Consider the following 13,536-nt stretch of genomic DNA (forward strand, 5'->3'; position numbering starts at 1 on the left):
GTCAGGGTCGTCACTCCAAAGCTGAAAGCACGCAGTTTCGGCCTTGTTCTTTTGCTTTGTATAGCAGTTGGTCTGCTCGCTCCATAAAGTACATAAAATCTTCGTGTTCTTCGGGTATGTGGGTGAATACCCCGATGGATGTTGTTATAGCGTTAATGCTTGACGTATCAATTAGACATTGTTGTTCGATCGCACTTCTCACTTGTTCCGCTATTTCAATTACCTGTTGATGTTCAGCACAGCATACAACTACCAGGAACTCATCGCCGCCCATCCTAAAGATAAAGTCGTTTTTGCGGCAGAACTTTGATGCTAATACGTGACTAAAGTGAATGATGGCTTCGTCTCCTCGAGCATGCCCAAGCGTGTCGTTTAGATGCTTGAAATTATCGAGATCGAGAGAAATGAAGCTTAGGTAGCTGTTCTCCACTTTTGCTCTTAACAAGGCCTCTTGTGTCATCATCATAAAATATCGGCGATTGAACAAACCGGACAACTCGTCGGTGACTGCCAGTTGCTGGAGTTTATCATTGAGCGCTTTTAGTTCTTTCTCGGCAACGATGCGACGATTCTTCTCTCTAATAAGCTCAATCGCATGAGAGGAGAGCTCAAAGTACATATTTAAAATAGTGTCGGTGAGTGCTCCATGTTCTCCAACGAGGGCGACTTCGGCTTCGATTTTTGCTTGGTTTAAGTCAAGAGCACCTTTTGAAAGAGCGTTTATCACTAAGCCCATTTTTTTGTCTTCGTTGAGAATGTGTAGTAGCAGCCAGCGAATAAGAAAATGTAGAATTTGCTCGGTCGCTTCATGCCAACCAACACTCTTCGTACGATGTTGAAGTCGAATAATCTCAGGTACGAAGGATTCATGGTTACCTTTATGAAGTACACACCAAGAATCTTGTTCAAAGTATTGCTGCCACACGCGCTCTTCTTCCGAAAAATGGTAGAGAGCATAGTCAGCTAACTCATCAAAAATGGTAGAAACTTGAAGCTGGTTATCGTATACCAAGGCATTAGCGAGTTTGTTAATCAACGAAAATAGGTTTTTGTGTTGCTCGTCAATGCTGGCTATTCCGGTTTCGAAATTGGTGTTCCAAGGAAAAAGCTCGATTTGGTTGCTAGGCATCATGGACTATCTGTGATGACAAGTGATGCACGATGGTATCGAAAATGCTTAAGCCAAAAAAGCCGAAGAGCGCGTTTAAGGACTATTTGGGCTTTAAATTAGGGTGTTAAAAGTGGTTTGCTGAATAGGGTGACGGTGTTTTGTACACTAAACACGGAGAAAACTTCATGTTTTCCTACATGATTTTGGGTGTGCTCAAGGAGAAAGTTGTGACCAAGAGAGCTCAATGCTCTCTTGGTGGTTAGGATAAGTTAATCTTGAAATACTTCTTCTAACATCACGCCTGTGGCGCCGCTTGGTGCACTAACGTCTAAATATCCAGATAGTGTTGGGGCGATGTCATAAGGCGTGACAGGGCGCGTAACAATTTGGGGCTTAAGATTATGCCCTGCAAAGATGACGGGAACGTGCGTATCGTAGCGCCATGGTGAACCATGGGTTGATGCAATGGTGAGTCCATCCATATCATTAATATAAGTACGAGGACCAAATACCATATAGACGTCGCCGGAACGAAGAGGGTGATAGTTGTTGCGAATCAGTTCATTAACTCGTGAGTCCGCAACTCGATTGCTTGCGATATCCTCACTGGTTACTGCAGTCGCCACCCCTTTTACTTTCATTACCTCTTCAGCGATAACTTTTTGCACATCCCTCAGTGATACTTTTTTAGCAGCAATGAGGTCGTGATCGAGGTAAATATAAGGCTGTGCGTAAAGCTTAATTACGTCTTTTTCCAGACCAAATTCGTTTTTAAGTCGTGTCATAAGAGCGTCAGTCAACAATGCATCCTTATTGAAGTAAAAAGGTTGTCTAAAACCAAGCGTGTTTAAAGTTGGAGATGCCTCGGGGACTCCGTGGTCCGCAGAGAGCACGATGAGGGTATTCTCTAGACCAATCGAGTCGTCAACAAATTTGAATAAATCAGCGAGTGTTTTGTCCAATCGGATGAGGTTGTCTTCGGTTTCTAAGCTCGATGCGCCATAAAGGTGAACGACGTAATCATTGGAAGAAAAGCTGATAGCCAGATAATCCGTTGCGTCTCCGCTTCCTAACTTTTCTTGTGCCAGCAGTGTCTTGGCGAAGTCAGCCGTGATTTCATCGCCAGCTGGACTTACTGTCAACATCGTCGAGTAGTACTTATAAGATGCAGGCCCGTAAGGGTGAGGGAAGGTACGGGCAAATCCGCCTAAATCCACTTTATGATCTTTGCTGTTTTCTTGCAGAGAGTACTGGTCTTTAGGTAGTGACAACTCCCATCGCTTTCCTGAGTATTTGGCAGGAATGGCTTTCTCATTCCATCGATCAACCCAAAATGGGTTGGTGTCGTAATAATAATCACTGGTGACAAACTGAGACTGTGCTTTTGAGAACCAAAAGGCTTTACCACCATGTCCAGCCAGGGAAATTGCACCTCTATCTTTCACTGAAACAGAGAAAACGCGTGATTGTCCATTATTGCTGATAACGAGCTCGTCACTAAATGTGGTCGAAAGAATAGGTTCAGGTGAACGACCATCGCCTGCAGCTGCTTTCTGTGTTGGGTCTATTTCAGTGGATTTATCAACACCTGCACCAGATGTTAACATTGAATAGTTGGGATCTTCGACGTTGTAGACAAGCCTATCTAATCCTCGGTCAAACCAAACGTTACCGACCATGCCATGTACGGCTGGTGGTGCACCGGTTGCGAGGGAAACATGGCCTACGATGGTTTCGGTATTAGCATGTTCATAATTGGCGTTTTTATAATAAACGCCTTGGTCCATAAGGTATTTAAAACCATTGTCTGAGAAATTGTGTTTGTAACGCTCAATCAGATCTGCACGTAACCCATCAACGGTTATCTGCAGCACGAGATTGGGTTTAGACTCTGTTGCTAGCGCCGCGCTAGCGTTGAAACACAAAGTCACCAAAAGTGATGCTGTCACTATTGGTTTTATGAGTTTATTCTTATGCATAGTCTGTCCTTGCCGTGACGATGGAAGCTTATTTGTCTTTCGCGAGTCTAAGGCCCATATCCGACATGATGATTGATTGACTCGCAAAGTCGCGTCGGAAGTTTTCAGATTCGTTCGCGTCGTAAGAGAAACTGCCACCTCTTACGGATTTATGTGAAAGCCCTGAGTCTGAATGTTTGGCGTTATTTGGGTTGTTAACAGGAGAAAAACGGTAGAAGCCGTCATCGAAAGCATCTTGAACAAACTCACCTACGTTTCCTGTCATATCATACAAACCTAGCTCATTAGGTTGTTTCATTCCAACTGGGTGAGCGCGATTATTGGCGTTTTCTGAGTACCAGGCGACGTCATCAATGTTGTTGGAACCGGCGTAGATATATCCTTTAGAGTGGATACCGCCTTTCGCTGCAAACTCCCACTCGGCTTCTGTCGGTAAACGATAGTTTTCGCCGGTCATTTCATTAAGTTTCTCAACGAAGTAGTTGGCTTGTTGCCAACTTAAATTGTTCACGGGTACATCAGGCGCTGCGAAGTAACTCATCGATGAACCCATGACGGACTCGAACAGCTCTTGGGTGACTTCAAATTTGGATAGGTAAAAACTATCGACTCGCACAGAGTGGGCTGGACGCTCTGACTTTGCTGCGGTGTCGGAGTCGGAGCCCATAGTAAACTCACCACCTTCAACGAGAACCATATCTTGGTTGATACTCATAGCGATAGGATGGTTGGACGGACTCGCGCAGCCAGAAAGTAGTATAGGTAGCGCAATGATGGCTAAAACAACAAGTAGTTTTGTTGTATTCCATGCCCTTTTTTCCTCTGAGTAATCAGTCATAGTTTGGCTCTGTAGTGTTAAGAAACATCTCCTCAATTTTAACGACTGCCCACTTTCTTTTTGGTTATAAGCACTATAACGCCCGCGTATTTCGCCCTGATATAAAATGCGATGAGTCTCAACATAAAAGGTGCATGAGTTATGGTATTAAGTGTGAATTCAGCTCAGTCGATAGGCGATTCCCGAAAGACAGAGTCCTCACAGTCAATCCACTTATCGCAAGGTCCCCAGTTCCAAGGGAAAGCTTCCAAAAGAATGCATGTGATGGCGAAGCCCATTGGCGCTGTGTGCAACATTGATTGCAATTATTGCTATTACCTGAGTAAACAAGACCTGTTGGAATACAAAAAAGGCTGTTCTCCAGAGATGGGCGAAGAGCTTTTAGAGCAGTACATCAAAAACTACATTGAAGGACAGAATACGCCGGAAATTATCTTCTCGTGGCAGGGTGGGGAGCCAACTATGCTTGGCCTCAGTTATTTCGAAAAAGTGGTTGAACTACAAAAGAAATATCAGCCTGTAGGTATTAAGATTTCAAATGACCTGCAAACGAACGGTACACTGCTTGATGATAAATGGTGTGAGTTTCTTGCTAAGAACCAATTCCTTGTTGGACTGAGTATTGATGGCCCACAGATGCTACACGATGCTTACCGAACCAACCGAGCAGGGCGTGGTACACATAGGCAAGTCATGAAGGCAGTTGAACTGCTGCACAAACACAAGGTGAGCTTTGCCACTTTGACCTGCGTTAATAACCTCACGAGCAAGAATCCTTTAGAAGTGTATCGTTTTTTGCGTGATGAAGTGCGTTCACCACAAATGCAGTTTATTCCAATTGTTGAGCAGAAGTCGTTCCGAACCACCGCACCGCAAACATGGAAATCAAATGAGCAGCTCAAGCAAGGAGACAAAAGACTAATTCCCGGTAACGCCAACTCGATTATGGAATCATGGTGCGTTTCTGATGAGGCTTGGGGTAATTTCCTTATTGCCATCTTCGATGAGTGGATTCAACGAGATATCGGCCGTGTGTTTGTTCAGTACTTTGAAGCGAGTGTGGAAACTTGGATGGGACGAAAAAATCCGTTATGTACGCTTGGTCAATTGTGTGGCAAAGGTTTAGCAATGGAGCCTAATGGCGATGTTTATAGTTGTGACCATTATGTATACCCCGAGTACAAAATTGGCAATATTAACGAAACTAAATTGGAAACAATGGCTTATAGCCAAGCACAACAAAATTTCGGATTCGCTAAATCTAAGACGCTAACTGCGCAGTGTCAGCAGTGTGACTATCAGTTTGCATGCTATGGCGAATGCCCCAAAAATCGATTTATTAAGACCCGTACAGGTGAGCCTGGGCTCAACTACCTTTGTGCAGGGTGGAAAAAGTTTTTCTCGCACGCAGATAAAGCGATTGCTTATATCTTACGTGCCACTGGCAATCCGGTAGCTCATGGAAAGTACAGCGACCAAGCGATTCGCAATGTTGGATTTGCAACCAAGTTCTAGGAGCCTACCAATGAAAAATAGACATCTGATCGCTTTAGGTGCGATGGCAACGATCTTTAGTCTTTCGGTAGTCAGTGCCGAACCACAGAAAGATCAAGTTACCAAACCACAAAGCGTCGCTGCTTCAGCTCAAGAAAGTACGGCGCAACAAATTCAGCGCCTGTCTTATACGGCGCAGAATCAGTCAGAGAACGTACAACGTCGCGTTGATGCTTTGCATCAGCTTAGTCAGTTTCCAAACCAGAATGCACTGGTTGCAGTTTCAAGAGCTCTTAAAGACTCAAACTCTGATATTCGACAAGCAGCCATCGTAGGTGCCAAACCTTATCAGTTTGAATATCGATGGAAGTTGGTTGCTCCATTATTAAACGATGAAAGCAGTGACGTGCAGTTGGCAGCTTTGGTAAATTTGATCCCTGATTACACCAATATGCATGAGCAGCAGCAACAAGAGCTTGATAAGATTTATCCAAGCGCTATTAAGCAGTTGAAGCAGCATTCTGGCAGTGAAAAGCAGTTACTTCTAGCGGATGTTTACCGTTGGCATCAAGACTTCAGCAGCGCTGAATTAATCTACCAACAGTTGATAACGAACCCTGCAATGGCGACGCAGGTCTCTCTGAGTCTATCGGATAATTATCGAGCGCAACAACAAGATGAGAATGCGCTAGAAGTGTTAAATCGTGCCATAGAAAACGACAGCACTTCAGCTCAATTATACTATTCAAAAGCGTTAACGTTAGTCAGGATAGGCAACAAGAACGAAGCGGCTAATGCTATCGAACAGGCGACGAAGTACTCGCCTGACAACAGTTATTATTGGTACTTGAACGGTGTACTTCAAGAACCGATTGATGTGGCGAAAGCGACGGATTCGTTTGAAAAAGCGTACTTGATTTCTGGTGCGCCAGAACAACTCTACGCAGTTTGCGACATTTATGTGCGAACTGGGCACGAGAAAGCTGACGCCTGTCTGACGGAGCTAGAAAAAGTCGCTCCGCCTTACGTCATTGAAGAACTGAAGAATAAAGGTAAGTAAGGGTACGGAAAGAACAAGTAAGTATTGGTTATCAAGGTTAAAATCTTTTTAAAAAGAGTTGGATAGCGCGCAAAATAAAGGCATTCTATTCTGTATCGTTTTCTAACAGGATGTGGAATACATGATTATTGAAGATGGCGCTGTCCATATTGATTCTTTTTTTGCGGTTACTCTGGGTATTATTGTTCTCTTTGTTGGTCGTAGACTGAATCAGGTTGTTGGGTTCCTAAAAGAATTCAGCATTCCTGAACCGGTCTCTGGAGGAATCGTCTTCTCGGTTCTTTTTGCTCTGTTCTATATGGCGACATCAATCGAGGTCAGTTTCGATCTGATGGCGCGCGATGTATTGCTTGTTTACTTCTTCACTACCATTGGCATTAACGCTAGCTTGAGTGACCTCAAAAAAGGTGGAAAACCACTCGTCATATTGTTGGCAGTGACAATAGCCTACATGATAGTCCAGAATTTAACTGGTATTACCGTTGCTACGGCCTTTGGTTTGGAACCAGTAGCAGGGCTACTTAGTGGCACTGTTTCTCTTATTGGTGGACATGGCACTGCCATCGCTTGGGCTCCAAAAATCCAGGAGCAGTTTGGGTTAAATTCAGCAATGGAACTGGGAATTGCAAGTGCAACCTTTGGTCTTATTCTTGCGAGTATCATGGGGGGACCAATTGCTAAGTTCCTTATCAAGCGATACGACCTTAAACCACAAGAGCAACAGTCGTTAGATGTAGGTGTCTCCGAAAATCAGCCGGAGCCTAAAATTACCTCCTATGATTTTCTTGATGCCATGTTGGCCATTCATACCTGTATCATTGTTGGTGTTTTCTTAAATGAAGGTATTGAGCATTTAGGGTTACAGCTTCCTCTTTTTGTGACCTGCTTATTTGCTGGCATCATTCTTTCTAATCTCGTACCGCATAATTATCCGCGGATTACTGGAACCTCATGGCCTGCGAACAAACCTGCTGTTGCTCTGATTGCGGATATGTCTTTAGGAGCTTTCCTTGCGATGTCACTAATGAGTATGCAGCTATGGACATTAGTGGATCTAGCCGGACCAATTTTCGCGATTTTAGCAGCGCAATTTATTGTGGCGATATTAGTTAATCTTTTCGTTATTTTTCCAGCAATGGGTAAAAACTATGATGCAGCGGTTATTTGTTCAGGCTTTGGTGGGATTTCGTTAGGCTCTACGCCAACGGCAATGGCAAACATGTCCGCGGTTGCGCAAAAGTATGGCAATTCTCATCAAGCATTTATCGTTGTTCCGTTGGTCTGCGCATTTTTCATTGACCTTGCCAACGCATTTATCATCCCGTATTTCATGGGTGTTCTTATGTAAGTTTTATTGAACGTTATCTGATTAGAACTTAAATCTTACGCTGTATACCCTAGGTGTTATGACCTAGGGGATACAGCCATGATGAACAGACAACTAAACACTCACCATCAACTCGACAGTGCACTAGCACAACAGCTTGCTGACAAACTCTATCAAGGTTTGAATAGGCATCAGCTTTGTCAGGAGCACGATATTTCACTGCAACAACTCAAGTCAGCGGTAAACCAAGTACGCTTAAAGGAATATCAAGAAATGCCTTGTAGAGATACTCAGTATCTTGAAGCCCTTTACAAACGCTCACTTAGGACACAATGACCTTCAGCTAATCAACAATAGACGTTATTTGATTGCCCTAATTAGCATTTTGGTTGCGATATCAATATTGTCGTAACGTTTTGCTTTTCCTAATACTCGGATACCTTGCATATGGCAAATAATGAACTGCGTAAGAGCACTTACATCTGTGTCCGATTCCAGTTCTTGGCGCAGCTTGGCGTTATTAAGTACATCTGCGATTGCCTTTTCCAATGTGTCAAATAAGGAATCACTACGTTTGAGTACCATGGCGTTTGTAGCGGCATGTTCTACAACAGCATTTTGAATAAAACAGCCACAGGTGTTGTCTTTCTGCTTCTCAGCAAAAAGTAGCAAGAAGTCTTGGAGCGCTTCCAAGCCGGAGTCGGGTTCTCGCAGTGTAGTAAGTTTGGGAAACGAAATCTGCTCTAGGTAATTGTCGAGTGCTAGATAATAGAGCGTTTCTTTGTCACCAAACGTGTTGTACAGACTAAATCGATTGATTCCTAGAACTTCGATGAGGTCATTGATAGAGGTGTTTGCGTACCCTTTGCTCCAGAACAACGTCATTGCTTGCTGAAGTTTCTCTTGTTTGCAGAAGTTTGCTTTTCTTGCCATCTCAATACTCTTAAACGCGCTTTAACCGTTCAATATTACATAAAATTATTCTTGACCGATCGTTTAGTTTTCTCGTAGATTATATCTGAACGATCGGTTAGATAAAAGGGATAGTGATGAAACTGTACGAACAGGCAGCAACTGTAAGCTGCAAGCGACTCAATTTATTTTTACGCGAAATTGATGCGACAGGGTTTGAGCGAGTTGAAATTAATGTTCGAGAAGGAGACAACCTAAGTGATGACTACAAGGCAAAAAGTGCCAATGGTAAGGTGCCATTATTAGAGCTTGATGATGGTAGTTTCTTAAGTGAAACCGTTGCTATCAGCCGGTATTTTGATGAATTGCAACCGAATGACTTGAACTTGTTTGGGGATAGCGTGGTAGCTCGTGCCAAGGTTGAAATGTGGAATCGCATCGTTGAAATCGATGGAATTCAAAACGCATTTCAAGCGTTTCGAAACACGACTGGGTTGTATAAAGATCGAGAGAATTGTATAGAGGCTTGGGGCGTAGAAGCCAAGCATCGAGTGGAGCTTTTTTTACCGAAACTTGATAAGCAACTCTCTCAATCTGATTACGTAGCGACAGAGCGCTATACCATCGCCGATATTAGTGCTTATATATTTGTTGTTGTGGCTATCAATGCACTGAAGATCGAAGTGTTAGAGCCATACCCGCATATCAAGCGCTGGTTTGAGGTCGTCTCGTCTCGGCCTGCAATGAAAGGCTAACGTACGTGTAAGGATAAGGTAGTTTAGGTTGGTGTCCAGCGCCTTAGGCAAGGTGCCAACCTTTAGTCAACTAGCGTTTGGATTTGAAAATTCTCATAAACTCACTAGGTTTAAAAGAAAGCTCTAGTAGGAGAATTCTTAGTGAGTCAAAAGAAAATACTAATGGTAATCACGTCTCATGACCGTTTAGGCGACGTGGATGAGAAAACGGGCTTTTGGCTTGAAGAATTCGCATCACCTTACTATGTCTTTAAGGCCGCTGGTTTACATATTACTCTTTGTTCTCCTAAAGGGGGACAGCCTCCAATTGACCCCAAGAGCGCACTTCCAGAGTTTCAAACTGAGTCCACTACCAAATTCGAGCAAGATCCAGTCGCGCAAACCCACCTAGCTCAGACTCTTAGATTAGTAGAAGTTCAAGCGTCAGATTATGATGCTGTTTTTTATCCTGGTGGGCATGGTCCCCTGTGGGATCTCACCTGTGACCCTGATTCTGTTTCTCTCATCGATGATTTTTTCAGTCAAGGTAAGCCCGTAGCGACAGTCTGCCATGCGTCCGGCGTTCTTATCAATGTTGTTGGAGAAGACGAAGAACCGATAGTAAAGGGCAAAAGAGTTACAGGTTTTAGTAATAGTGAAGAACAAACCGTTGGTTTGAGTGAAGTTGTGCCATACCTTGTTGAGGAAGAACTTACCAATTGCGGAGGGCTATATTTTAAAGGCGATGACTGGAGCTGTTACGTTGAAATAGACGGGCAATTAATCACAGGCCAAAACCCTGCAAGTTCTGCAGCTACCGCAGAAGCCGTCGTGGACTATCTTAATTCAGGGCGTTAGATATGATGTGTAACTATTTTTTACCATTGAAAGACTCACTACAAAGTGTGATGACGGCGAGATTGTTTGCTTTCGTTGCTCTATATCTGACGTTTTGTTGACATAGTAAATAGTGCAATAGATTCAATTAGAGCAATATATTTTAGTTAATTACTCTACTGGTTCTAGCAATGACAACAAAAACTGAACGTGAAAAGATGTTAGCGGGTGAAGCTTATCAAGCTTGGGATGAAGAGCTGCTTCAAGCGCGTGTAAACTGCCGAAAAATCCTAAAAAAACTCAATGATAGTATTCCTAATACAGAGGATTGGAAACAAGCACAAGAGGCGTTAATTCCTAATCGCTCTGGCAATCTATATTTGGAGCCACCATTTCGATGTGATTATGGTGAAAATATTCATGTTGGAAAAAACTTTTACGCCAACTTCAATTGCGTCATCTTAGATGTCAACGTGGTCGAGATAGGTGACAATGTTCTTTTTGCACCTAATGTACAAATATATACCGCAGGCCATCCATTGGATGTTAAAGGTCGAGTTGAGGATGAAGTGGAGTTTGGCCTACCAATTAAAATTGGGCACAATGTTTGGTTAGGTGGCGGTGTTATTGTTTGCCCAGGCGTTACTATTGGTGACAACGCTGTTATTGGTGCAGGAAGCGTGGTAACAAAGGACATTCCGGCAAATAGTTTGGCGGTAGGTAATCCTTGTAAGGTTATTAAAGAAATCGATAATGGCCAACGATCCAGTCAATAAATGCCTAATTTACGTCTTAACGCAAGAATAAAATAACGCAAAAACAGTAATTTAACTTTGCGTCAAAAAATTGTTGATTGGATAACGATTTTTTGACGTTTTGTTTGATGTCCATTCCATAAAAATTTATCATAACGGCGTTAGTTCTATAAGTTTCTATTTGTAGTGGATTTGGCGTTGCAGTATTCGGATTTTGAATTGTCATTAGGTTTGATGGAAAAAGCGTTGGAAAGTGCCTCTGCTGCTGTCCTAATTACTGACGTCAACGCACATATCAAATATGCTAATAAACAATTCTACAATCTTACCGGATACTGTGAGCAAGAAGTGATTGGGAAAAATCCTAATTTTCTTCGCTCTGGAAAAACAACCGAAAAAACCTACCGTGATATGTGGTCGAAGCTTCTTTCCGGCAAGGATTGGTACGGTGAGCTGATAAATAGAAAGAAGAATGGTACGTTGTTTGTTGAAAAAGCACACATTAGCCCATTCGAGTATCAAGGCCAAAAATTCTATATTGCGGTCAAACGAGATGTAACCTCCGAAAAGAACTTAACTGAAAAACTAAGTGACTTAGCGTATTTTGACGCACTCACTCGCTTGCCGAATAGAACATCTTTTTTCGATCATCTTCAGAATTTCTTAGTAGAGCACCAAGACTCAACTGAACCATATTCGTTGCTGTTAATTGATTTAAATGAATTTAAATCAATTAACGACAGTAAAGGACATGATTATGGTGATCTCTTTCTACAAAATGTCGCCAGACGTTTTAAGAATGTGGTGGGGGAAGGTGGAGTTGTTGCCCGTCTAGGGGGCGATGAGTTCGTCGTGTTATTGCCCAAGTCTGGTGTAGACGTTGCAGAGCGCGTCGCCCAAAATCTACTAGATGCCATAGCTTACATCGAAATCGGTAATAAATCCGAGCGCGGCTCGGCTGCGGTTGGTATTACAACGAATGAAAATAAACGCATTCCAACAAGTTTGCTTCTTAAGCAGGCTGACCTTGCCATGTATCGTGCCAAACAGTGCCAAACGATGTGGGTAAGTTATAACGAAGAGATGGGAACCCAGTGGGGACGTAAAAAAGCCCTAGCTCAAAGGCTTGCTGAAGCGATAGAACTTCATAAGCTAGAAGTAAGCTTTATGCCAGTCATCGATCTTCATAAGAATGAGGTGGTTGCTTATAAGAGCCGTTTAGAGTGGGTGGATAAAGTTCTTGGTAACGTCGATCGCTTTGAGTTTATTCCTATTGCGGAAGAATCGCAGTTGGTTCGCAAACTTAATCTATTTACTATCGAGCAGGCTTGTAAATACGCAACCGTAGGTGAGCTAAAAACGGTTGCCGTTAAAGTATCTTCGAAGAACTTTGGTCACGGTTTGTTTGTTCAAGAAGTTATTGAAATTCTTGAGCGCTTTAAATTACCTCCTCAGTGTCTAGTATTAGAAGTGTTTGAAGATATGCTTTCTAAAAAGCGCTGCGTTGATGAGCTATACCAATTAGTCGATTTCGGCTGTCAAATTACCGTCGCAGATTTTGGTATGGGTCATATCTCCATCTCCGAATTGCGTGCGCTGCCTATTCAAAAACTAAAAGTAGGCGCTCAACTGACAGAAGAAATTGCGCAAGATACGTCAGTAGAGCAGGTAGCTAAGGCGATTGTTGGGTTGGCTAACGTGCTTAATATTGAGACTATTGCGGAAGGGGTTACGACTGAACAGCAATTACAGTCGTTAAAAACGATTGGCTGCCATTTTGCCTCAGGCCCTTACATTTCATTTCGTATGCAACAAGGTAGCTAAGCTGCCTATTTCCTTCTTTTAATTCCAATTGTCACAATTTGAAACCATTCACGGAAAACTCATCGAAACGTTTCGATAGTCCGATCTGGCTCACACTTGACCATTCACTCCCTCGATCTTTTGATTAACTACGCTAGGATTATCATCGAAACGTTTCGATGACAAAATTATCAAAAAACATTTATCCAGAATACAGTCTCGATAAAGCCGCATGAAGCAGGTATAAGACATGAAAAAAAGTGCTCTAATTAACTCTGAACTTTCTTACTTAGTGTCCACATTAGGTCACACTGATGAAGTGACTATTTGTGATGCAGGGTTACCTATAGCAGACCACGTGCAGCGCATCGATCTTGCGTTAACTCACGGAGTTCCCGCCTTCCTGGATACGGTTAAAGTTTATCTTGCAGAAGCGCAAATCGAAGGTGTGGTAATTGCAGAGGAATTTAAACAAGTAAGCCCTGAACTCCATGACGCACTGATTACGACGATAGAAGAAGAGAAGCAAGCAACGGGCAAAGCGATTTCAGTTGTATACGTTTCACATGAAGAGTTCAAAGTAAGAACACACGACTCAAAAGCGGTAGTAAGAACAGGTGAATGTACGCCTTATGCTAACGTGATTTTTCAAGCGGGCGTCGTCTTTTAGTCCGGCAAGCACAGAC

The 13,536-nt window shown here is 42.9% G+C and carries 13 protein-coding genes; 9 read left to right on the top strand and 4 right to left on the bottom strand.

Annotated elements, in window-relative coordinates:
- Positions 1-10: 10 nt before the first annotated feature.
- The 3 genes from JKJ11_RS17570 to JKJ11_RS17580 form a co-directional block, all read right to left on the bottom strand.
- A complete protein-coding gene (locus tag JKJ11_RS17570; RefSeq protein ID WP_006070525.1) occupies positions 11-1,132 on the bottom strand; it encodes a bacteriohemerythrin in 1,122 nt (373 codons plus the stop codon).
- Positions 1,133-1,380: 248 nt separating this feature from the next.
- Positions 1,381-3,090, bottom strand: coding sequence for an alkaline phosphatase family protein (locus JKJ11_RS17575; protein WP_252039635.1), 1,710 nt, complete (start codon positions 3,088-3,090; stop codon positions 1,381-1,383).
- 28 nt (positions 3,091-3,118) lie between these two features.
- A complete protein-coding gene (locus JKJ11_RS17580; RefSeq protein WP_370736757.1) occupies positions 3,119-3,805 on the bottom strand; it encodes a formylglycine-generating enzyme family protein in 687 nt (228 codons plus the stop codon).
- A 330-nt stretch (positions 3,806-4,135) separates the two neighbouring features.
- On the opposite strand from JKJ11_RS17580, the gene JKJ11_RS17585 reads away from it, so the two are divergent.
- The 4 genes from JKJ11_RS17585 to JKJ11_RS17600 all read left to right on the top strand — a co-directional run bounded on the left by JKJ11_RS17585 (position 4,136) and on the right by JKJ11_RS17600 (position 8,145).
- A complete protein-coding gene (locus tag JKJ11_RS17585; RefSeq protein ID WP_252040006.1) occupies positions 4,136-5,443 on the top strand; it encodes an anaerobic sulfatase maturase in 1,308 nt (435 codons plus the stop codon).
- Positions 5,444-5,453: 10 nt separating this feature from the next.
- A complete protein-coding gene (locus JKJ11_RS17590; protein WP_252039637.1) occupies positions 5,454-6,482 on the top strand; it encodes a tetratricopeptide repeat protein in 1,029 nt (342 codons plus the stop codon).
- A gap of 121 nt (positions 6,483-6,603) precedes the next feature.
- Positions 6,604-7,830 carry a sodium/glutamate symporter gene (gene gltS / locus JKJ11_RS17595; protein WP_006070520.1) on the top strand — a complete coding sequence of 409 codons (1,227 nt, stop codon included), beginning with the start codon at positions 6,604-6,606 and terminating at the stop codon, positions 7,828-7,830.
- A 78-nt stretch (positions 7,831-7,908) separates the two neighbouring features.
- Entirely contained in the window at positions 7,909-8,145 is a 237-nt protein-coding gene (locus tag JKJ11_RS17600; RefSeq protein WP_006070519.1) for a hypothetical protein, read from the top strand.
- Between the two features lie 24 nt (positions 8,146-8,169).
- On the opposite strand, the gene JKJ11_RS17605 is transcribed toward JKJ11_RS17600, so the two are convergent.
- A complete protein-coding gene (locus tag JKJ11_RS17605) occupies positions 8,170-8,742 on the bottom strand; it encodes a TetR/AcrR family transcriptional regulator (protein ID WP_006070518.1) in 573 nt (190 codons plus the stop codon).
- Between the two features lie 116 nt (positions 8,743-8,858).
- Here JKJ11_RS17605 and JKJ11_RS17610 point away from each other — a divergent pair, with 116 nt between their 5' ends.
- The 5 genes from JKJ11_RS17610 (at position 8,859) to rbsD (ending at position 13,520) form a co-directional block, all read left to right on the top strand.
- On the top strand, positions 8,859-9,476 hold the full coding sequence (locus JKJ11_RS17610; protein WP_124941916.1) for a glutathione binding-like protein: 618 nt from the start codon (positions 8,859-8,861) through the stop codon (positions 9,474-9,476).
- Positions 9,477-9,638: 162 nt separating this feature from the next.
- Complete coding sequence (locus tag JKJ11_RS17615) at positions 9,639-10,313, top strand: type 1 glutamine amidotransferase domain-containing protein (RefSeq protein WP_006070516.1); 675 nt, start codon at positions 9,639-9,641, stop codon at positions 10,311-10,313.
- 170 nt (positions 10,314-10,483) lie between these two features.
- Positions 10,484-11,068, top strand: a complete 585-nt coding sequence (locus JKJ11_RS17620; RefSeq protein ID WP_006070515.1) for a sugar O-acetyltransferase — start codon at positions 10,484-10,486, stop codon at positions 11,066-11,068.
- 177 nt (positions 11,069-11,245) lie between these two features.
- Positions 11,246-12,871, top strand: coding sequence for a sensor domain-containing protein (locus JKJ11_RS17625; protein WP_252039638.1), 1,626 nt, complete (start codon positions 11,246-11,248; stop codon positions 12,869-12,871).
- 229 nt (positions 12,872-13,100) lie between these two features.
- The gene (gene rbsD / locus JKJ11_RS17630) at positions 13,101-13,520 is read left to right on the top strand and encodes a D-ribose pyranase (protein WP_006070513.1); all 420 of its coding nucleotides are present in this window, start codon (positions 13,101-13,103) and stop codon (positions 13,518-13,520) included.
- The last annotated feature ends 16 nt before the right edge of the window (positions 13,521-13,536 follow it).

It is taken from the genome of Vibrio sp. SCSIO 43133, assembly GCF_023716845.1.
GTDB classification, from domain to species: domain Bacteria; phylum Pseudomonadota; class Gammaproteobacteria; order Enterobacterales; family Vibrionaceae; genus Vibrio; species Vibrio mediterranei.

Bases quoted from the DNA above. Each gene is read 5' to 3' on its own strand.
- JKJ11_RS17570 (WP_006070525.1), bottom strand. From the start codon at position 1,132: ATGATGCCTAGCAACCAAATCGAGCTTTTTCCTTGGAACACCAATTTC.
- JKJ11_RS17575 (WP_252039635.1), bottom strand. From the start codon at position 3,090: ATGCATAAGAATAAACTCATAAAACCAATAGTGACAGCATCACTTTTG.
- JKJ11_RS17580 (WP_370736757.1), bottom strand. From the start codon at position 3,805: ATGAGTATCAACCAAGATATGGTTCTCGTTGAAGGTGGTGAGTTTACT.
- JKJ11_RS17590 (WP_252039637.1), top strand. From the start codon at position 5,454: ATGAAAAATAGACATCTGATCGCTTTAGGTGCGATGGCAACGATCTTT.
- gltS (WP_006070520.1), top strand. From the start codon at position 6,604: ATGATTATTGAAGATGGCGCTGTCCATATTGATTCTTTTTTTGCGGTT.
- JKJ11_RS17600 (WP_006070519.1), top strand. From the start codon at position 7,909: ATGATGAACAGACAACTAAACACTCACCATCAACTCGACAGTGCACTA.
- JKJ11_RS17605 (WP_006070518.1), bottom strand. From the start codon at position 8,742: ATGGCAAGAAAAGCAAACTTCTGCAAACAAGAGAAACTTCAGCAAGCA.
- JKJ11_RS17610 (WP_124941916.1), top strand. From the start codon at position 8,859: ATGAAACTGTACGAACAGGCAGCAACTGTAAGCTGCAAGCGACTCAAT.
- JKJ11_RS17615 (WP_006070516.1), top strand. From the start codon at position 9,639: ATGGTAATCACGTCTCATGACCGTTTAGGCGACGTGGATGAGAAAACG.
- JKJ11_RS17620 (WP_006070515.1), top strand. From the start codon at position 10,484: ATGACAACAAAAACTGAACGTGAAAAGATGTTAGCGGGTGAAGCTTAT.
- rbsD (WP_006070513.1), top strand. From the start codon at position 13,101: ATGAAAAAAAGTGCTCTAATTAACTCTGAACTTTCTTACTTAGTGTCC.